The organism is Acerihabitans sp. TG2 (assembly GCF_035013185.1).
Lineage (GTDB): Bacteria > Pseudomonadota > Gammaproteobacteria > Enterobacterales > Enterobacteriaceae > Acerihabitans.
Window position 1 is genome coordinate 47,125 of sequence record NZ_JAYGJO010000001.1, and the last position, 21,985, is coordinate 69,109.

The window sequence follows — 21,985 nt, forward strand, 5'->3', positions numbered from 1 at the left end:
GGAAAAAAGAAGGGGCAGGTAAAATTCTGAGTGAGGTAATGGCTAAGTTAATTATTATCGCGATCACCGATATTGCGTATTTGTTCAACGGGGTGGGCAATTTTTTCGATATCATTCAGCTGATAGTGCCAAGCACCCAAGGTTGCAAATACCAAACGAGCAAACAAGATAAAAAAGCTGATGAGCAAAATCCAACGGGTCATTCGTCCCGATGTTCGTCGTCTGCGCATAGAATAAGCCAACTTCACTGCAAGGGTTCCTCCTCTAGAATGGATCATGATTAAACCACTAAATTGGGTGTTTACCAAGCATTAAGCGATATAGCCTTCATCTTTCAAGCTGCAGATGCGTTAGCGGCACTCATTCACCCGAATCACTGACTTATGTCAGCTCATCGGGGTTCATTCGCTTGTGGCCTTCCTGCAACTCGAAAGCTATTGGCTATAAGCCTTCATCTTTCAAGCTGCAGATGCGTTAGCGGCACTCATTCACCCGAATCACTGACTTATGTCAGCTCATCGGGGTTCATTCGCTTGTGGCCTTCCTGCAACTCGAAAGCTATTGGCTATAAGCCTTCATCTTTCAAGCTGCAGATGCGTTAGCGGCACTCATTCACCCGAATCACTGACTTATGTCAGCTCATCGGGGTCCATTCGCTTGCGGCCAGCCGCCTATAGATTTTCGTCAATGTCTAGCGACCAGCCCGTGACGTCCTGCCAATATTCTTGCTCTCGCTCCAGATCAAGTTGCATCAGGTTGTTTTGTGAAAAAAAATCGGCGGGAAAGCTCAACGTCCAATGACTTTCATTGGTAGTAAGCCGTAGTGGCGTTATTGAGGTGGCTTGGCGTTGATTGTTTAGCAATACCGCCAGGCGCAACAATTGCAGACAAGGCAAAAAATGTTTTTTCTTAAACAAGTTTAGTCGCGGCATGTCGTCAAGCTTGACCGCCTTGCGGTGAAATTTCACCAGTGTGGCCAACAGCAGCTGTTGCTCTTGGTTAAATCCCGGCATATTGGTTTGTTGTAGGATATAGGCTGAATGACGTTGCAGACCGCTGTGGTTAATACCCAGGCCGACTTCATGCAGTAACGCTGCCCATTTCAGCAAGGCTTCAAGCTGCGGATTTTGTAAATCTTCGTTTTGCACCACCCACTGTTGATAAAGATTTTCCGTGGTGTCGCATACCCGTTTGGCCTGATCACTATCGATATTATAATGTTCAGCCAGACTGCGTGCGGTGCGTGAACGAATATCCTGATGGCGGAAACGGCCTTCCATCTCATACAGTACACCTTCGCGCAGGGCACAATCGGATAACTTGAGTTCGGTAATGGCCAGGGCATCAACCACCCCACAAAGGATAGCCAGACCGGGGACAAACACATTTTTGCGTTCATCGGACAAGCCCGGTAGGTTAAGATCACTGAAATTTTTAAACTTCATCACTTTGTCATGCAGCAGCTGTAATCGTTCCGGGGTGATGGTTCCATCTTTTTCACCCAATTCCAACAACACTTCGCAAGCTGCTTTGATGGTTCCCGATGCGCCAAGAGCCACTTGCCAGCCTAGCAGCCGATACTGCCAGGCCAGAGTTTCCACTTTTTGCGCAGCGGCAAGGCGGGCGCGGCGAAAATGGATCGGGCTGATAACGCCCGCGGGGAAAAATTGATTACTAAAACTCACGCAGCCCATGCGCCGGCTTTCCACCAGAATGGGTTCAAAATTTTCACCGATTACCAATTCGGTAGATCCGCCGCCGATGTCAATCACCAGCTTGCGGCCTTTTGCCGATTGAGTATGCTCGACGCCCATGAAGATGAGCCGTGCTTCTTCATGGCCGGATATAATTTCAATGGGGTAGGGGATAACCTGCGCCGCCCGGGTCAGGAACTCTTCAGAATTAACCGCTTCTCGCAGGGCATGGGTGCCGACGATACATACCCGCAGCGGGGAAAAACCCTGCAGACGTTCGGCAAACAGCGTCAGGCAGTTAATGCCGCGCGTCATGGCCTCGTCGCTCAACCTGTTGTTGGCATCGAGGCCATCGGCCAGATGCACCCGCTGTTTTAAGCGGCTTAACACCTGCAGCGCGCCGTTCACCACCCGGGCAACCACCATATGAAAGCTGTTTGAACCCAGATCGATGGCGGCGAACTCTTCGGGCTTGGGTGTGCTTGAATTAGTTAGTGGCATACGTCAGGCTTGTTCTCCAGGTTGTTCAAGACGCTTAATATAATCATAGATGGCGGTCTGCGCGCGAACTTTACGACGATTACCGCGCCGCACATAGTGATTACTCAATTGGGCATCAATATAGCGCGCTTTTACTGTATCGCTGAACAATAACGCCAAAATGTCCAACACCTGTTGTTTTAGGCGCGGGTCGAGCAACGAGACCGCCACTTCTATCCGGTAATCGATATTACGCGTCATCCAGTCGGCGGATGAAAGAAAAACCTTAGCATCACCTTTGTTTTCAAACACATAAACCCTATCATGCTCAAGATAGCGATCGACGATGCTGGTAACCTGAATATTCTCACTGATACCAGGTAAATCCGGGATTAATGAGCACATGCCACGCACCAGAATCTTTATTTTTACGCCTACGCCGGACGCGGTATAGAGTCGATCGATTAGGCCTTGATCCACTAAATTATTGATTTTCAGCGTGATGCCAGAGATCAAACCGGCCTGCGCATTGGCAATTTCCTGATCGATCATTTGATACAGCATGTGACGTGAGTTCTGCGGCGAGACCATTAAATAGTCAAAACTCACCGGACGGTACGGGTTTTCAATAAAGTTAAATACCCGTCGGACTTCGTTGGTGATGCGCGGGTCGGCGGTAATCAATGAATAATCAGTGTAGAGCCGGGCGGTTTTTTCGTTAAAGTTGCCGGTGCCAATATGGGCATAACGCATGATATCGCCCCCTTCATGGCGGGATATCAAAAACAGCTTGGCATGGATTTTTAGACCCGGCGCAGAGAAAATAACGTGCACGCCAGCTTCGGTCAGTCGTTTCGCCCAGTGGATATTGGCTTCTTCATCAAAGCGAGCCTGCAGTTCAACCACCACGGTGACCTTTTTACCATTATGGGCGGCGTGTATCATGGCATCGATAATCCGGGAATCTTTTGCTACCCGGTATATATTAATTTTTATCGAAATAACACTGGGATCGAAAGAGGACTGACGCAGCAGTTCCAACACATGCTCAAAGGTATGGTAAGGGTAGTACAGCAAAATATCCCGTTCACGAATCGCATCAAAACCGTTACGAAAATGTTCAAACCGCGTGTGGCGTAGTCGCGGTAGCGGCTTATTGACTAAATTAGCCTTGCCCACGTTGGGAAAAGTAATAAAGTCCTTGAAATTGTGATATCGCCCACCGGGAATAACCGAGTCATATGACGAAATGCCAAGCTTATCCTTTAACATTTCTACCATGGCGTTTGGCATATCCCGCTGATAGACGAACCGGACCGGTTCGGCAGTCAGGCGCTGTTTCAAGCTGGACGACATTAATTCCAACAGGCTTGATTCCATTTCCGTGACCAGATCATACTCGGCATCGCGGGTCATTTTCATTGAGTACGCGTTCAGTGCATCATAATCGAAAAACCCGGTGAAAATATCGTCAAGACAATATCTTAATATATTATCTAATAAAATCATTGGCCTACGTCGCCTTGGCGGCTCTGCAGGCAAGTTAATAAAGCGCGGTACTTTATCCGCCGGTATTTCCAATAGTGCGTAATTGGATTCCTGACCCCGAATAATTTCCACGGCCAGATAAGTATAATCATCCTTAAGGAATTCAACCAAATTGGTGTCGTGCTGAATTAAAATCGGTGTAATATGCTGGCGTAATTGCTGCTTAAAGTAGTAACGCAGCCATTCCTGCTGATTGGGTGACAGCTGGCGTTCATTTATCAGGAAAATCTGGTTCCTGGCCATTTCCAGCAACAAATCGTTATACAGGTTATCGAATTCCTGTTCGGTATTGAGCACCTTGGCCTGGATTTTATTGAGCAGATCGCGGGAGGTCACCTTCGATCCCTGCTCTTCGCTAATCAGGATGCGCCGTTTTAATTCGGCAAACCTGACTTTATAAAATTCATCCAGGTTGTTGGAGTAAATGCCCAGAAAACGCATCCGTTCTATCAGCGGATTGGTCTTATCCGCGGCTTCTTGCAAAACGCGCTCATTAAACGACAACCAACTTAACTCTTTTTCGCTATAAAGCTTTTCCTGACCCATTGCCACTCCGTAAATTTGTTCAGGAAGGAAGGATCCTGTGTTGTGAGTATTATCGCCCTCGGGGAGCCAAAGTCCAACATAACTACCTTCTTGAGATTGTCATCTCATTATCTTACTGACAACATTGTCTTGCATAATCCCCCAGCCCCAAGGCTTGCTCCTATATATCAGGAAAATATGACAATAAAACGGTTTTCCAGCGGTAAAACTGCTCGCTACCGTCGACTCAATGAGTCATATCGTCAGCGGCGCTGGTTGTGAAGGCGATGGCCCATCATATGCGGCTGGCTGCGCGGGTGTTGGATGACACGGTGTTTTTTTATCAGGCTAGCTGAGTGACGTATCGCGCCACCGAGCGGTTGTTTATTTTTTTCACACTGCATGAAAGGAAAGAGTAAATTACCGGCGCGGTTGTGCTAAGTGGTGTGCCGTAGCCGCAGGCTATGCTGCCTGCGGCCAATGGTAGACAGCTTTAGTCAGCGGCATAACCTGGGGGCGGTAGCGGTTGCCCGTCCAGCCAGGCGGCGCCGTCGCGCAAGGTCAGCCGCCCGGCCAGCAACCAGTCGATGGCCAGGGGATAAATATCATGTTCCTGGGTTTTAATACGGCCGATCAGATCGTCTTCATTATCGTTACAGAATACCGGGACTTTGGCCTGTAACACCACCGGACCGCCATCCAACTGCTCAGTGACAAAATGCACCGAGGTTCCATGCTCACTATCGCCATTGGATAACACCTGTTGATGGGTGTGTAAACCAGGATAGCGGGGCAGTAAGGATGGGTGGATATTCAACATCCGGCCTGCATAATGCGCGACAAAATGTGGAGAAAGAATACGCATATAACCGGCCAGGATCACCGCGTCCGGTACATAAGTGTCTATGTGTTGCATCAGCACGTCATCGAACGACTTGCGATCGGGAAAACTACGCGGATTAAACGCCTGCGCCGGCAGTTTTGCCAGCATGGCGCGCTGCAAGGCGTAAGCGTCTGGCCGGTTGCTTAGCACGGCGGCAATCCGCGCATTAAGTTTTCCCTGCTGACAGGCATCAATGATTGCCTGGAGGTTGCTGCCTTCCCCTGATACCAGCACGACAATCGTTTTCATTACCGAATGACGACCCGATCCGCACCATTTAGCGCCTGAATTTCGCCGAGTTTCCAGGCGGTTTCGCCCAGCGTGTTCAACAAACGTAACGCCTGGTCAGCGCTGTGCGACGGTACGACAACAACCATACCCACGCCACAGTTAAAGGTACGGTACATTTCATGGCGACTGACATTACCGGCCTGTTGCAACCAGTCAAACACCGCAGGCCAGCGCCAGCTACTCTCATCTATTACCGCTTGGGTATTGTCAGGTAGCACGCGGGGAATATTTTCCCAAAAACCGCCGCCGGTAAGATGGGCGATGGCGTGGATGTCGGTTTGGGCAATGAGTTCCAGCAGCGTCTTGACATAAATACGGGTGGGCGCGAGCAGATGATCGGCCAGAGATTTGCCTGCCAGTTGGGTTTGCAACGGGTCGGTCTGGCTGAATTCTAAAATTTTACGTACCAGGGAATAGCCGTTGGAATGCGGACCGCTCGACGCCAACGCCAGCAGAGTATCGCCGGCGCAAACTTTGCTGCCGTCGATAATTTCTGATTTCTCCACCACACCAACGCAAAAGCCAGCCACGTCATAATCCTCGCCGTGGTACATGCCAGGCATTTCCGCTGTTTCCCCGCCCACCAGCGCACAGCCGGACAGCTTGCACCCTTCAGCGATACCGGTAATGACCTGGGCTGCGGTATCCACATCAAGTTTGCCAGTAGCAAAATAGTCCAGGAAAAACAGTGGCTCGGCACCCTGCACAACCAGATCGTTAACACACATGGCCACGAGATCGATACCGATCGTGTCGTGACGTTTTAAATCCATCGCCAAACGCAGTTTGGTGCCGACGCCGTCGGTGCCAGAGACTAATATCGGCTCGCGATATTTTTGCGGCAGCGCGCACAGCGCACCGAAGCCACCCAGTCCACCCATCACTTCCGGACGTCTAGTCTGTTTAACTACACCTTTGATACGGTCGACCAATGCGTTGCCGGCATCGATATCCACACCTGCGTCTTTATAGCTGAGAGAGGTTTTATCGGTCACTGCAAGATCCCCACGGAGATGATATGTTGCGGTTGAAATCGGGCGCCGGCAATTCTAACAGCGTGAGCAAACGTTTGCGAGTAGTGTCGTCAAACCCCGCTGCTTTTATTGCGCCAAAGGTATTTATCTATAGCGTTGATCAAGATCATCTATTTTGATAGGGCTTGGTCAAAAAAAGGGGTTATAATCTCGCGATTTTTTTGACCATTCAACGCTACTTGGGAGAAGACTAATGAAGATCGTTGAAGTAAAACACCCGCTCGTCAGGCATAAATTAGGTTTAATGCGTGAAAATGATATCAGTACCAAACGTTTTCGTGAATTGGCCTCCGAAGTGGGAAGTTTACTGACCTATGTAGCTACCGCTGACCTCGAAACTGAAAAAGTCACCATCGAAGGATGGTGTGGTCCGGTAGAAGTTGAACAAATCAAAGGCAAAAAAATAACCGTAGTACCGATATTGCGCGCCGGACTTGGCATGATGGACGGGGTGCTGGAAAATCTGCCCAGCGCGCGCATTAGTGTGGTGGGCATGTATCGCAATGAAACCACCTTAGAACCGGTACCCTATTTTCAGAAACTGGTGTCCAACATCGACGAGCGCATGGCTTTGGTGGTTGATCCCATGCTGGCCACCGGCGGTTCAATGATCGCCACTATCGATTTACTGAAAAAAGCGGGTTGTAAAAGTATTAAGGTGCTGGTATTGGTCGCCGCGCCCGAAGGTATCGCCGCGCTGGGCAACGCCCATCCCGATGTCGAACTCTATACTGCGGCGATTGACCAGGGCCTTAATGAGCATGGTTACATCATGCCCGGCCTAGGTGATGCGGGCGATAAGTTATTTGGTACCAAATAAAAACAAGCCGACCAACGGGTCGGTTTTTTTTTGATGATGTTTTTGAGGATGTAGACATGACCCGTCGTGCTATTGGCGTTGATGAGCGCCCCCCGCTGTTACAAACCATTCCGCTGAGTTTTCAGCACCTGTTCGCCATGTTCGGTGCGACGGTGCTGGTGCCGATTCTATTTAAAATTAACCCATCCACGGTATTGTTATTCAACGGCATAGGTACGCTACTGTATCTGTTTATTTGCAAAGGCAAGATCCCGGCTTATTTGGGTTCCAGTTTTGCTTTTATTTCGCCGGTACTGTTGCTGTTGCCGCTGGGATACGAAGTCGCACTTGGCGGTTTTATCGCCTGCGGCGTGTTGTTTTGTTTCGTCGCGCTAATTATCAAGGTTGCTGGTAATGGCTGGATCAATGTGGTGTTCCCGCCGGCGGCTATGGGCGCTATTGTGGCGGTCATCGGCCTCGAACTGGCGGGCGTTGCCGCCAATATGGCGGGATTACTGCCAACAGAAGGCACACCGGTGGCCAGCTCGACGATCATCATTTCGCTGGTAACCCTGGGTGTCACGGTGCTCGGTTCGGTGTTATTTCGTGGTTTCCTGGCCATTATTCCTATTCTGATTGGCGTGCTGGTAGGTTATGCCCTGGCATGCCTGATGGGGGTAGTGGATTTATCTCCGATAGCGGCGGCCCATTGGTTTGCACTGCCGACATTTTATACCCCACGCTTTGAATGGGTGGCGATCCTGACCATACTGCCCGCCGCCCTGGTGGTCATTGCCGAGCATGTTGGTCATTTAGTAGTGACGGCAAATATCGTTAAACGCGATCTGTTGCGCAACCCTGGTCTACATCGTTCATTGTTCGCCAACGGTGTTTCCACCATTATCTCTGGCTGTTTTGGATCCACACCAAACACCACCTATGGGGAAAATATTGGCGTAATGGCCATCACCAAGGTGTATAGCACTTGGGTCATCGGCGGTGCGGCGATCCTGGCTATCTTGCTGTCGTGCGTCGGGAAACTGGCTGCCGCAATCCAGGCGGTTCCGGTGCCGGTAATGGGTGGGGTGTCATTGCTATTGTATGGTGTTATCGCCGCATCGGGCATTCGGGTACTCATTGAATCGAAAGTGGATTACAACAAGCCGCAAAATCTGATTCTTACCTCAGTGATACTGATTATTGGCGTCAGTGGCGCGAAAGTGAGTCTCGGTGCCGTTGAGCTAAAGGGCATGGCATTAGCTACGGTGGTGGGTATTGGGTTGAGCCTACTGTTCAAGCTGATTACGTTGGTGCGCGGTGAAGAGGTGATTATCGATGCTGAACCGCCAGCCGTCGGTGATGTGAACAGCTACTAACCCAGCACTCGGGTCTAGCGTCGCTACCCGGAGGGTGCCCAATTCATCTTATGATAAAGTTGGCAGCCGCTGGGCAGCGATACTTCACATTGACCTTTTGTTCACTGATGCTGAAATCATGATTGGCGCAACCAAAGGTTAAACGATCATCTCGAATTCCCCGATATATCCCTTCATGCATTTTACAATTTCATTTATCAGTATTTCATAGAGATTTTTCATCGTATCACCGTTACGCAAGATAAAGGCAACCGTGCGCTTCGGCTCGGGGTTATGGCATTTTAAATAACATATATTGTCACTTTTATTGCTATCCAATGCCGCCAGCAATGGCATAAAAGTGATGCCCTTCTCAAAGGCCACCATGCTTTTTAAGGTTTCAAGATTTGTTGCAATGAATCGGGTATCTTCTTGCGCGTCAAATTGGTAACAGTAACGCATTACCTGCCAGCGCAGGGAATCTCCTTGGTCAAGCATCAGTACTTTCTGGCCTTTTAGCTGCTCCATCAGGAAAGGCTGGGTCTGGGCAAAGGGGTGTCCCTTCGGTACGGCTAGGCGTAACGGTTCATCAAACAGTGGAATTTCAACATACGCGCCAGTTTCTCTAACAATGGGCATTATCGCACATTCAATTTTTCCGCTTTCCAGCATCTGCAGCAGTTGGTGGGTTTGTGCTTCGTGTAGGGACAGATCGGTTTCTGGAAATTTCTGGCAGATAATGGGTGATATATGCGGTATCAAATACGGGGCGAGCGTTGGGATGATACCAATATGTAATGGCCCGCTGAGAATATTTTTTTGAGAAATGGCCATGCTCTTTAACCTATTAAGTTCTCGTAACACAGCTCTGGTCTGCTCTACCAGTTGCAAGCCGTTATAAGTAAACCTGACTTTCCTGGTGGTCCGTTCAAGCAACTTTAGACCGAGTTCACTTTCAAGTTTGCTGATCTGAGCACTTAATGTCGGCTGGCTGACATTACAGGCCTCTGCCGCACGCTGAAAATGGCGATGTTCCGCCAGTGCGACTAAATACTCCAGATCTCTAATGTTCATTTTATTCTCCGGTTTGCCGCAGTGCTTCAAAAAGGTTGGAACCGATGTCTTTATGCTAATGCACCCGGTAGTCAACTTTTTTATTATAATTAGGGTCGTTTTTTATATTAACAACAAATAAATATATAAATTTTTACAATCATTACACTAAAATGTTCATTTCTTGATAAAAATGGTCATGAATCTCAGGAAAATTAATCCCAATCAATCATGCTAAAAATAAGACGTGCCAGCCAGAACTTTATCGAAAAATACACTATGACATTGGATTACACTATCATAGTGTAAATTTATTGTAAGTTTTGCAATAATTTAAACATCACATATTTTTAGTTTATTTTGTAACCAATGGTATGTAATGTTTCCAACGTCACAACAGGGTCATTAGCTAATTATGTGTAAAAGCAAATGATATTAGGACTTTTTTGCATAAAACGATAATAAATGTAAACTGGCAGAATAATAATCTTCCTTAGGTGAAATATTATTGTTTAAATCGTTTTTTTTGTTGATTACCAGGTCGCGTATTGCGCTCATTCCGGGACTTAAATAATAAGAGGAGGTGCTATTACTGATAACATTGATCCAGGCAGGCGTTGCATCATATGGCTGAGTTTTCCAATATTTGACGAAGGGGGCGAGGTCGGCGGCATCTGCACCATTCCACGCTAAATAAAGCGGGATGCGCACTGCATCAAAACTAAAACGTTCTGGCCATCCGGTCGCCGGTTCCACTACGCCCGATTCAGTTAAACTCACCCAATCCGTTGGCAGTCCATATGTACCAAACTGCATTTTTTTAAGCAAACCTAGGCTATCCATTGCCAGTTTATTCCAAATTTGTCTATGACTATGCTGAAAAAAAGCTTTCCAAGCGGGAAAAATAAAATAGGATGGATTAAGTATGATATAGCTGTTTTTATCGAAACCGTCCCGGCCCGGTAACATTAGCGTACGCCTAGAAAAGGTGATGATCACTTGGTTAATTAACGCATCCTGAATTCCAGTGGATGCATCGATATAGTCCTGCCGATGCCATTTTTCTCCGGCGAGTAATAAAGCCCATGCGATAAGTGTATCGCCATCCGATGCGGTGTTTTTGTCGGCAACTTTGACTACGGCATTAGGGTCGTAACGCCATGAAAACAAGCCCACATCGGGCCGGTAGAGATTTTTATTGGTCCAGTTCCAAATAGAATCAAATGTTGCGCCATCATCATTAAATACGGCGAGTAACATACCATATCCCTGTCCCTCTGAATGGCTTATATCGTGATTCCCTGTGTCGACGATCCTTCCATTTGGCAGAATAAAACCGGTCTTATATTCCAACCATCCACGATCGACTGCGCTTGCCGGTGGTGAGGTTAATGAAAACACCATAGTGGCTAGCATCATAAAAAAAAATATTCTTCCGCGCATGATATATCCACCTGATATAGATTACAACTAAATGGAGGGTATTAAACACACGTTAATACCTCCAGTATAAATGCGAGTTTTGTCAGTATCGCCAAGCAATATTACTGTATAAAACAGTTATTCCGGGTTGTTAGGCATTTTGAGCTATCATACATTCTTCTAACCAATGGCTAAATTCTGTTCCCAAAATAGTATGGCGCATGCCATATTCGACAAATGCTTTCAAATAGCCAATCTTATTGCCACAATCATGAGACCGGCCAAGCATACAGTAACTTTCCACGGGGCTTTGGTTCATGAGAACGCTGATAGCATCAGTTAATTGAATCTCATTCCCCGCGCCGAAGGGGGTACTTTTCAGTAATGGCCAAATATCGGCGCAAAGAACATAGCGGCCCACCACAGCCAGGTTCGATGGGGCGTTTTCCCGAGAGGGTTTTTCAATAATTCCGGTGATAGGGATACTGGTGCCGGGTTCCTGCCTTGCGTTGCCACAATCGACGATCCCATACGAGGACACCTCATCCTGAGGGACTTGCTCTACCATCACCTGACTGATACCGGTTGCGCCAAAACGGGCGATCATCGCACTTAGGTTATCTTGCTGAAAATCACAGGATAGATTATCAATAAGAACATCCGGCAGAATGACAATGAAATCGTTATGCCCCACCAACGGATAGGCGGAAAGGACGGCATGGCCTAGTCCCTTGGAATGTCCTTGCCTGATGTGCATAATTTTCATATCGGCTGGGCAAATGGATCTTATTTCTTCCAATAATTGTCTTTTAACCCGACTTTCCAAAATTGATTCAAGTTCAAAAGACGTATCGAAATGATTTTCTATTGCATTTTTGGACGAATGGGTGACAAAAATGATTTCCCTAATTCCCGATGCATAGCACTCTTCCACAATGTATTGAATCAATGGTTTATCCACTATCGGCAACATCTCTTTCGGTATTGCTTTGGTCGCGGGCAACATCCTCGTTCCCAATCCCGCAACCGGGATAACAGCTTTCAACATGTGATATACCCCTTAATTTTCCTGCTAACAAGTGAAACACTACAATATTGTTATAAATAGAATCTACCGTGTTAATGAATTTTATTCATGTTGAAACATGGACGTTATGGTGTTGCTGTGTAGTTGATAATTATTTCCTCCAGCATTTTTTACATTGTATAAACATAAATCAGCCTTTTTCATCAGTCCTGGTAGTTTTAGTCCGTGGATAGGATAGGTTGCAACGCCCATGCTTATCGAGATCGACTGTTTTCCTACGATATGTTTAAGTTTAAAGGGCCTGGTGACGATTTGCATTAACCTGTTCAGTGAAAGAGTTAATGTGTGTTCATCAGAGATATGCGTAAACAATAAAATAAATTCATCGCCACCTAATCTGCCCAAAATGGCGCTGCCTTTGGTGACTGCGGTGATTCTGGTCGTCAATAATTTCAGTACTGCATCACCGGCGGCATGGCCGTACGAATCATTAATTAATTTAAAGTTATCTATATCAAAAATTGCTAAGTAAATTTTTTTTTGATGATGACGAATTTCTTTAATGACATGGCTGAATTTATTGTAAAAACCCTGTCGATTTAGTACGTTGGTCATCGCATCGTAATAGCTTTGTTGATACAGTTTTTCCCTATTCTGTACCTGTCTGGTAACATTTATTCGTACTGTGACAAAGGATTTTATCACACCAGACGCCGCAAACTGAGGAATGATGGTGATATCTTCCCAATATAACAATCCATTTTTGCTTTTATTGCATACTTCGTTCCGCCAAATTTTCCCCGCATTTATTGTTTGGTTCATCTCGTCAAAAAATTTGGCGTCGTGGGTGCGGGAAGACAGAAGCTTATGGGTTTGGCCAACCAGCTCACTTTCGGCGTAGCCAGATGTTTTGCAAAAAAGCTTATTAACATATAAAATAACGCCATTGGCATCGGTTATCGAGACCATGACTGCCTGATCTAATAATACTTTTATTGATGACAGCTTAGGCTTATTTTTAGTATCAGCGATTTCTCTAAACATCTTATCTCTCGACCATGATGAAATGCGGATTCCCAGTTAAAACATCATTACGGGAGTCTCCTTAGCCTTGGTTTGCATAACGAAACAATAAGACATCTTGCGTATTCCGCTCTTCCCAAATTACCGGCAGCTTTCCATCGCCTCCTTGTGACACTAACCATTGGGAATATGCTCCCTCAAGTATACAGGCGCTGGCCAAGCGCCATTTAGGTTCGTCGTTGCGTTTTGGCGCATGGGGCCAGGCGCAATGCGCCAGGATCAGCTCCGTTTGGGCTGGCGCAATCCTTACAAAACCCCAGTTGAAGTAGCTCAGTTTTGCATTGAGATTTCCTTCAAGTTCCTGGACGGTTTTGCTGCTGCCGATAGGGTGAAGTTGTGCCAGGCTTTTGCCGATGTTGCGCAGGTTAGCGATACCCTGGTCAGTGCCATTACCCGCCAGACATTGATTAAAAAATAAATGTACCAAATCATGCCAGCCGGCTTGAAAATCTTTTTGCAGACAATCTGAAATTTCATAGGACATAAGGATAGTCTCTGTTCTGATTATTTTTGATTGATATACCATTTCATGGTAATTCCAGCGGCGCCTTCGGAATAATCACCAAATGTGTTATAGCCAAGGTTCGCGTCGATGGTCGTATTGTCATTGATCTGATACTTTGCATCTAAGCCAGCAGTATAATTGATGCCACTTTTGGTCGACGATTTATACACTGCAGTAATTTGGTCATCTGTACTGGCATAATTTTCAAGGCGAGTTTGTAGCGTGCTATGGCCAGGGAAATAATCACTTTGATCTTGGTTATAGGACTGAAAACCGAGAGCAGCATTTAAGGCCAATGTTAATTTTTCGTATGTTTTAGTCCAGGTCACCGGCAGCGAGATGCTGATATAGTCCTGTGGACTGAAGTAGCCCCCTTGTCCAAGGGTAAACTGGCTCAGATTTTTGGAAAAAGTCATATAACTAATATCTACACCGGTCTTGAGTTCAGTGTCTGCAGTGCGATAGGGTCGGACGTACATACCTGCCGAGGCGGTAAATTCATTATTGGTAGGGATGTTCTCACCAGTGTAGTCATAATAACCCACGCCGCCATACATACCGACGCCGCCGTCATCATAAGCGTACTGTAGCGAACCCCCATTTTTGGTCACGGCACCCCAGCGAATCCCGGTGGTTTTATCGGTTGCGCCAGCGTATGAAAGTACACTGTCCTTCACCGCGCGTCGTTCAGCCTTAATATTAAGATTGCTAAATTCCGTGATCTGAGGTCGCCATTCCAAACCACCAACCCACGACGCATTTGCTTGGCCGAGCAGCGTTGAGCCGGCATCAATTGCATAGTTGTCATCAGACCAGCGGATGTCAGTTTCCAATCCAGTGGTCATATGCGAGTCAGCGGCATCCGCGTTGGCGTTGGCCGCTGCGGTGGTGGTAATCCCCGCGGCGGCACGACGTTGCGCATGGACCAGTGCACCGGTGCCAAAACTGTTGGCACTAAGACTTGATAGGGCTCCGGCCGCTTCGGTAGTAGGCGTCAGGGTAACCTGTAGGCGCCCGCTATCACCTGGGACAATCGATAATGTTAGCGGCGCGGTGACTTCGCTCAACTGGCTGGTGCCCGCGTCACCGTTACGATGGCGTACCGCAATACCGGTCTGGACCCAACCGGCAGTTTTATCCTGCAGATCGGTGAGCATGCGATCTATTGCTTGGCCAGTAGGGTCATTCGTGTTGGCAAAACCGTTGCTGGCCGTTGTTGAGGGCAGGGACGCATCATCAATGGCTGAAATACCGGTAGCGCCGACGGCAGAGGATTGGGCCATTTGCACGCCGGTGCTGTCAGTTCCCTGTAGACGCCATTTGGCGGTTCGCAATAGCGCTATGGCTTGCTGCGTTTTGCCAGCGGCTTGCGCCACCCGTGCGCAAAGTAATAAATAATCAGGTTTACGGCTGGGCGTCAGGCCAGTCAGCAGACGTTGAGCGGTTGTGGCGTTATTTTCCGCCAGCGCGGCATTGATTGCCCCTTCGATTGCCTGTTGGTTGTGCGCATTGTGCCGTAACAAGAAGGCATAAATTTCATCCGCTTTGCTATACATATGATCTGATAAATACACTCTGGCCATTGCCAGCAGGAGATCTTCATTTTTTGGGTCATCGTGCAGGGCCGTCATTAAGAGGCCATAGGCGGCAGCGACATGACCTTGTTCCCGCAGTTTATCTGCCTGGGGGATGATGCTTCCCGACCTGACCTTGGCGATTTCCTCGGCGGTGCTTTGGCTTTGCAACGAGGGATCGTTAAGTATCGCCTGCGCTTGAGCAAACAACCCCGCCTGGTTCAATACACTGGTTTGAGCGGCATAATCACTCACCGAACCATGCAACCCTTTGGCGATATTAAGCTTCACTAAGCGCAGGGCGGTTGTGCTATCGCCGGCCTGCATGATCTTTTGCGCTAAATTGCCCAAATCGGCTGGATTATCTGGCGGATTAGCGGCCATGATATGCAAGGTGTTAAGCGCTGCGATAGAATTTCCTTGGCGAATAAAACCGTCGGCAATGGCGAGTTGCCGATTGAACCGTACCCGTTGATTGAGCGAGCGCATCTCTGGCGTCTGCTCCCCAGGGGAGATCCGGGTCAATAGTGCCTGGGCAGTTGACCAGTTGTTGTTCTCTGCTGCAAACAATGCGCAGGCGAATAATGAATCTGCGGGAACACTTGGTTTTTGAACAGCCTGAGCCATGAGTGATGCCGCTCTGGCATTTTGGCCTTGTGCTGTGAGTAACCGCGCCAAATCCAATTTGATCCAAATATTATTGGGGGACTGATTTATGCCGCGTTGCAGGATTTCCATGGCCTGCGCGTCATGTCCTTGTTGTATGGCTTGTGCGGCAGCTTGGCGTAATGGTGTAGAACCATCCTGTTGATTATATTTTGTACGCAAAGATGCGGGCAAAGTGTTAAGTACTTGTGCCGCCTCTTGGGTTTTGTGCTGCTGCTGTAACACGAAAAACAGTCCCGACCTGATCGCTGTGTCATGGGGCCTTTGCCGATCCATTTGTCGGTAAAGTTCCTCCGCACTGCTGAGATTCCCGGTACGACGCATCATATCGGCTTTAAACATATTCAGCGCCAACCCCTTGGCGTTGTGTTCGTCGGGCAGCGATGAAACCAGGGCTAGGGCCGCCGCCGGGTTACCGTTGCGCGCCAGATTTTTCCCTTGATTCAATAGACCATAAAAATGAGCATCATCCGCAAGTTGCTGCCACTGAGCGCTGTTTTTCCCGCCGGCTTCGACCGCGAGACGTAAATTTTTCACCGCATCGTCAAACTGTCCGCTACGCATAGCCACCAGTCCGAGACCCGCCAGTGCGTCGCCATCCTTTGGGGTGGCGTCGAGGACTTTTAGAAATGCGGATTTAGCATCGGCCAGTTGGCCGTGGTTAAGCGCATCGAAGGCATGGGTTTTTTCAGCGCCGGCCATACCGTCGCGATAATGGGCCATCACTTGGGTATCGGTTGGATGGCTTTTGGCATAGGCGGAATAGAGTGGCAAATCTTCCGGTTGCGGTTGATACCAGAGTAGGGCTTGCAGCAGTGCGGCATCCGCCTGTTTATCCGCTGCCCCCATATCGGTTAACATTTTGATGCCTTCACGCCGGGTAGCTATTTGATAGGTTAGGGTTTTGGCCAAGGCCAGACGTGTTGGCCTATCATTTGGTTTGATGCGTGCTTGCTGACGCAAACCCGCGATGGCCTCTGGCAGGCTATCGCGATCGCCTGCTAGCGTGAGGTAATATTCATTGGCCAGACTGACGGCGGGCTGACCATTATTAAATATCCGCCGATAGGCTGCCACGGCTTGTTTAACCTTGCCCTGTTTAGCCAAATCCCTCGCCATCGCCAGTTCGCTTGGAGATATCGCCAGCATCGTTTCCTCGCTATGCAATGAGGCCAGCCGCGGGTCGTCGGGTGCAATGGCAATAATTTTTTGACGCCATGACTCCGCTGCGGATTTATCTCCGCTTTGTAGCGCATACAGCGCCATCAGATAGAGTGCATCTATATTAGTGGGGTCAACTTTTAATATTTTTTTCAACGCCGTTGCCGCTAAGTCATCATGGGCTTTGGCATGCCAATATCCGGCTTGATCCAACAATGTCTTTATGGCCGGATCGCTTTCAGCGGCAACAGAAAAACTGATGCCAAATATGCAAAAAACCATAAAAGTATTGCTTATTTTTTTGTTAGCCATGGCGTTCAACATCCCAATTATCATCAAAAATAAAATATAATGTTATCTTTAGTTTTTGCTATTTTTTAACAAACGTTTTGCCAAGTTAATGATAAGTTTTGAGTAGAACCATCGACCGATAATAATGGCAATAGCCAGGCACAAAAATGATAAGGCCAATACATGTTGCCGGGCATACCAAAATATTTTCATATAGCCAGGGAGGTCGCCGGAAGCGAACTGAGGTCCGACGCTGAAACTCCTGACCGGGTGGTCATCGCTGATGATTGAAATATCACCCCGGATATTGGCATTGGTGGTGGGTGATTGTAAATCATCATACAGTTTGGCTAATTGATCATTATCGCTGGCGGTGGCGATGACCACCACACGATCCTTTTTTGATCCCGATTGAAAGCTGATGAAACCTCGCCAGGCGGTTAACGATGCCAAATAACGTCTGGCGGCGTCATAGCCCAGGAGCCAGTCGCCCTTGGCATAAGAGATCAGTCGCTCACGCAGATCCGGATTACGGATATCCAGCCCGGAAACACTGGGGGAAAACGGACTACCCTGCAGGATATCATGCATAAAATCTGTTTGTTGCAGAGTCCCGACCGCAATGATATCGGCATCGGGAAGCTGCGATTTATCGCGCAGCTCGATGCTATGGCCAAAAACAACCCGCACCAAAGCGATGGGAATGCCGGTGGCATTGCCTGCACGGGCGGCAAAGAACAATACCGTTTCCAGTTCTGTCACGCTCGGTACCGCCGGTAGCACAAAATAGGTTTGTGAAAAGTCGGCATTTCTGGAAAAAGGAAAAGAGGCACCAATAAAATAGGACAAATTTGGTAATTGAGCAAAATGATAACTGTGACTAAGATCGATAGTGGAATCTGGACCGATCTGGCTTTTAATATTATTGGCGTGCAAAAACTTACAGGTTTCACCTTTTATAGCTTTAATGGAAAAGTAAAAGCCTAGTTGATTATCGCCGTAGATGAGCGAAGGATCAATATTGACTGTAGCCTGTTCTTGTCGATCATCGATACCAAATAAACTCCCAATATTGTCAATAACACCTTTTTTGTTAACGGGCAAATCTTGAATAAAATGCCCATTCATCGAGATGTTTAGGTGAGAGCTTTTTTCATCCATCCAGTCCGTGACGGGGAATTGATAAGATAACGTCAGCGGGATGGTTTGCCCGCCCCACATAAACAGATCGGGCGAGGCGCGAAAGGCGATGTTATTTTTACCGTGATAGACACCATTGGCCACCAATGCATCGGAATTACCGGACAGTGTGCGCAATAAGGTCGGTTTGATAATTGATATCCAGCGCGGAGCGTCATAGGGTTGGCGGGGGATGATTTTTCTGGGTACAACGTGCAGATTATCTTCTTTCGGTAAGGGGCCCGTGACGAGTCGCAACGCTGCCTGCCGTAATTCTGCTTCATTCTTGCCGGTAACAATGATGAGCTTATAGGCTGGATTGAGCGGGTTATCAATAATCTGCAAACCGGGCCCATTCATATCGGGGATCAGCACATCGCCGATGCGTTCGCCCGGCAGGCCAAACAGAAACCCATTCTCCTGTGGCAACTGGTTTAACAACACCTTAAACCGGGCACCACGATAGCCGGAAAGTGCGCCGAGCCAAGATGATACTATCGCCGATGCACCAACGGCAGCCGGTGATGGTGTGGCACTAAAAGCCATTGGCATGATGGGTTCATTCATCTGCTGACTTTCGAAGAACGGCTTGGGAAAATGGGCTAAATTTCTGCCCATATCTAGCCAAAGACCAGTATATTCAAACGAAGATGACGGCAATATGCTGACCTTGAAAGATGTTGGCAGATTGCTGACACACGACAGGCTTTCGCTGTTCATGTCATTGCTATTCATGACGCTAAAACTTAAATTGTTGCTGTCCGTTATCATTGATGCCGGTATATCCATGGAGTAGGCATCACCGGCTGAGCCGGTCTTGTTTAACGGCAGCGACCCCAAGGGTTGACCGTTAAGCATCAATTGCAGATTATAATTTTCAACTGTGGACTCATTATTAGCGTGCAGCACGATAGTCAATTTCGAGCTGGTAACGGCTAAATCATGGGGCACCGTGAAAACCACGCCTGTCTGTAGCTGTGTTCCACTCAGCGTAAAGCCATCGGTCGCGCCCATATCGTTGAGCGTAATGCGGTTTTGAGTTTGCCCCTCATCCTGGGCAACGAGTCCGCTACTGGCCGGGCGGGTGACATTAACTGCGTCGGGTTGTGGCCCGGGCGGGGGTAGCGTCGGTAAGTCTGACGACATATCCCTAACGATAACACCCTGGTCGGTGCTCGTATCACCCAGGGCGGATTGGCTAGTCAGCCCCAGAGATGAGAAGGTAATAACCAATATGGGCCAAAGCGAGAAATTGCTCATTACCGTGTTTCTTCCGGTTGTTTGATGATGACTAATTGCTGTTTTACGCCGATTTGACGCTTGCGCCGGCCAAAAAATAATTCATAAACACAGCGCAGGATTGCTAGAAAAGAACGTAACGGCTTATCAGCTGGAGGTGGCTCACTGACCCAAGTATCCGCGCGGGTTAACGCGATGCGCACCAGCATTCGCCGCTGATTCAAGGTGTAATCACCGAATTCAATACGTGCTTCGCCGAGCCCGATACCCGCAGCCCGTACCGGTAAATCCAATCGATCCTTACCTACCACCAGTTGTATCTTTTGGATATTTTTACCGGCGAGATGACTATTTTTAACCAGTGCCACCCGTGCCCCGCCCATGGATAAGTCGTAGGTATGGCTAGTCAATTGCGAACCATCGTCAAAAAACAGTGTTGCTTCTATCTTTGCCGTGATGCGGATGGTTTTACGAATTTGTTTGGTTTCTTTCGCCACCGCAATGGACGCCAGTAGGACGATGATACTAAATGTTGACCAAACCAAATTAAATATAATAACCTTCGGATCTACGCCAACATAATCATTAAAATAATATCGCGTACCGACCCATGCCATGCTTGAGAGTAATAATACTGCTGTGATAATTAATGGTTTAACCGGGCGGTAATCGAAATAATCTTTATCCAGCAGATCACCTTTATCCGTTACATTGAACTTTCCCAACTTGGGTGAGATCAAACTGAGCAACGTGGGTAATATCAGATGAAACGCCATAACAGTTTCATAAATTTCGCCCCAGAATGAATGGCGATAGCGCCCTGAAAGGCGTGAGTTCACAAAGGTCGACATCACCAAATGTGGTAGCACATAAGCTAGAATAAGTGTTGCCGAAGAGGCGATGATATTCAGGTCGAATAACATAAATACCAACGGTGCGGTAAGAAAAATAACCCTAGGAAGGCCGTACTGAAAATGTAGCATGGCATTGAGATAACATAAACGCTGCTGCCAGGTCAGTCCACGGCCCAGTAAAGGATTATCAATACGGAAAATCTGTGTCATGCCGCGTGCCCAGCGAATACGCTGATTGATATGCAGCGTCAATCTTTCAGTGGCCAATCCAGCGGCCAAAGGGATTGCGATAAAGGCTGAATTCCAACCGCGTCGCTGTAGTCTCAGTGCGGTATGCGCATCCTCGGTCACGGTTTCTACTGCAAAACCACCCACTTCCTCCAGTGCTGACCTTCTGATTACCGCACAGGAACCGCAAAAAAATGTGGCATTCCAGTTGTCATTACCTTGCTGCACCGGGCCATAAAATAGCGCCCCTTCATGCGGGATATTCTGTGCGGCGGACAAGTTTCTTTCAAACGGATCCGGAGAGTAAAAATGGTGCGGCGTTTGGACCAATGCCAGACGATCGTCTTGCAGGAATGTGCCCATGGTTGCCTGTAAAAAGATACGCGTGGCAATATGATCGCAGTCAAATATGCAAATATATTCACCCTGTGTCTGTGGCATTGCCTGATTAAGATTACCGGCTTTGGCGAAGCGATTGTCATCTCGGGTGATATATCCAGCACCGGCATCCTGGGCAAATTGTCGGAATTCTTCTCTGTGTCCATCATCCAAAATATAAACTTTGATTTTATCTTTTGGATAATCAATATTTTGTGCTGCTAAGACGGTGTCTTGCACGACGTCTAAGCTCTCATTGTATGAGGGAATATAAACATCCACGGAGGGCCAGGTCGTCATATCATCCGGCAAGGGGACCATTTCGCGATTCAATGGCCATGACGTCTGTAAATAACCCAATATTAGTATCGTCCATGAATAAATTTCGGCCATAAACAAGCCGATGCCTAAAAAACACTCAAGAGTAGAATTAAAACGCAAGGTTGCGGTGGCTCGCCAATAAATGTATCTTGTCGACATAATCAAGGACAAGGCGATCATGACAAGCAGTGCCTTTCTTCCTTTGAATCTACCGATGACAAATGTCCAGGCAATGCATATCAAACCAAAGATATATTGATTTACGCTGTCCATCGGAACAGTGATGATCAAGAGCAAAGCGCATAGTATGACAATGGATAATGCCAAATAAAATATGACTTTCATAATACGCCGAAGCCCCATTTGATTAATGCGAGTTTGGCCATTTTGATGAC

At 47.8% G+C, this 21,985-nt stretch carries 15 protein-coding genes; 2 read left to right on the forward strand and 13 right to left on the reverse strand.

The annotated features are described in order from the left end of the window. Positions 1-47: 47 nt before the first annotated feature. The 5 genes from SJI19_RS00225 to purM form a co-directional block, all read right to left on the reverse strand. Positions 48-278 (reverse strand): YfgG family protein, encoded by a 231-nt coding sequence (locus SJI19_RS00225; protein WP_323476249.1) that lies wholly within the window; start codon positions 276-278, stop codon positions 48-50. A 393-nt stretch (positions 279-671) separates the two neighbouring features. After that, complete coding sequence (gene ppx / locus SJI19_RS00230) at positions 672-2,195, reverse strand: exopolyphosphatase (RefSeq protein WP_323476250.1); 1,524 nt, start codon at positions 2,193-2,195, stop codon at positions 672-674. A gap of 3 nt (positions 2,196-2,198) precedes the next feature. Beyond that, positions 2,199-4,268, reverse strand: a complete 2,070-nt coding sequence (ppk1, locus tag SJI19_RS00235) for a polyphosphate kinase 1 (RefSeq protein WP_323476251.1) — start codon at positions 4,266-4,268, stop codon at positions 2,199-2,201. Between the two features lie 472 nt (positions 4,269-4,740). After that, positions 4,741-5,379: a phosphoribosylglycinamide formyltransferase gene (gene purN / locus SJI19_RS00240; RefSeq protein WP_323476252.1), complete on the reverse strand. Its 639-nt coding sequence runs from the start codon at positions 5,377-5,379 to the stop codon at positions 4,741-4,743. After that, entirely contained in the window at positions 5,379-6,416 is a 1,038-nt protein-coding gene (gene purM / locus SJI19_RS00245) for a phosphoribosylformylglycinamidine cyclo-ligase (protein WP_323476253.1), read from the reverse strand. Before purM ends, purN begins: the two co-directional genes overlap by 1 nt. A 232-nt stretch (positions 6,417-6,648) precedes the next feature. On the opposite strand from purM, the gene upp reads away from it, so the two are divergent. Beyond that, positions 6,649-7,275, forward strand: coding sequence for a uracil phosphoribosyltransferase (gene upp / locus SJI19_RS00250; protein WP_323476254.1), 627 nt, complete (start codon positions 6,649-6,651; stop codon positions 7,273-7,275). Positions 7,276-7,331: 56 nt separating this feature from the next. After that, on the forward strand, positions 7,332-8,630 hold the full coding sequence (uraA, locus tag SJI19_RS00255) for a uracil permease (protein WP_323476255.1): 1,299 nt from the start codon (positions 7,332-7,334) through the stop codon (positions 8,628-8,630). Between the two features lie 138 nt (positions 8,631-8,768). Here the strand turns inward: uraA and oxyR are convergent, their stop codons facing one another. The 8 genes from oxyR to bcsA form a co-directional block, all read right to left on the reverse strand. Continuing rightward, positions 8,769-9,683, reverse strand: a complete 915-nt coding sequence (gene oxyR / locus SJI19_RS00260; RefSeq protein WP_323476553.1) for a DNA-binding transcriptional regulator OxyR — start codon at positions 9,681-9,683, stop codon at positions 8,769-8,771. A 414-nt stretch (positions 9,684-10,097) separates the two neighbouring features. Then, positions 10,098-11,105: a glycosyl hydrolase family 8 gene (locus tag SJI19_RS00265; protein WP_323476256.1), complete on the reverse strand. Its 1,008-nt coding sequence runs from the start codon at positions 11,103-11,105 to the stop codon at positions 10,098-10,100. 130 nt (positions 11,106-11,235) lie between these two features. After that, the gene (galU, locus tag SJI19_RS00270; protein ID WP_323476257.1) at positions 11,236-12,132 is read right to left on the reverse strand and encodes a UTP--glucose-1-phosphate uridylyltransferase GalU; all 897 of its coding nucleotides are present in this window, start codon (positions 12,130-12,132) and stop codon (positions 11,236-11,238) included. An 81-nt stretch (positions 12,133-12,213) separates the two neighbouring features. Then, positions 12,214-13,155, reverse strand: a complete 942-nt coding sequence (locus SJI19_RS00275) for a diguanylate cyclase domain-containing protein (protein ID WP_323476258.1) — start codon at positions 13,153-13,155, stop codon at positions 12,214-12,216. A gap of 61 nt (positions 13,156-13,216) precedes the next feature. After that, positions 13,217-13,678 carry a cellulose biosynthesis protein BcsD gene (bcsD, locus tag SJI19_RS00280; protein WP_323476259.1) on the reverse strand — a complete coding sequence of 154 codons (462 nt, stop codon included), beginning with the start codon at positions 13,676-13,678 and terminating at the stop codon, positions 13,217-13,219. Between the two features lie 20 nt (positions 13,679-13,698). Further along, positions 13,699-17,412, reverse strand: a complete 3,714-nt coding sequence (locus SJI19_RS00285; protein WP_323476260.1) for a cellulose synthase subunit BcsC-related outer membrane protein — start codon at positions 17,410-17,412, stop codon at positions 13,699-13,701. Positions 17,413-17,460: 48 nt separating this feature from the next. Continuing rightward, positions 17,461-19,830, reverse strand: a complete 2,370-nt coding sequence (bcsB, locus tag SJI19_RS00290; protein WP_323476261.1) for a cellulose biosynthesis cyclic di-GMP-binding regulatory protein BcsB — start codon at positions 19,828-19,830, stop codon at positions 17,461-17,463. Continuing rightward, positions 19,830-21,935 carry a UDP-forming cellulose synthase catalytic subunit gene (bcsA, locus tag SJI19_RS00295; protein WP_323476262.1) on the reverse strand — a complete coding sequence of 702 codons (2,106 nt, stop codon included), beginning with the start codon at positions 21,933-21,935 and terminating at the stop codon, positions 19,830-19,832. The genes bcsB and bcsA overlap by 1 nt, the downstream gene beginning before the upstream one ends. Positions 21,936-21,985: the final 50 nt, after the last annotated feature.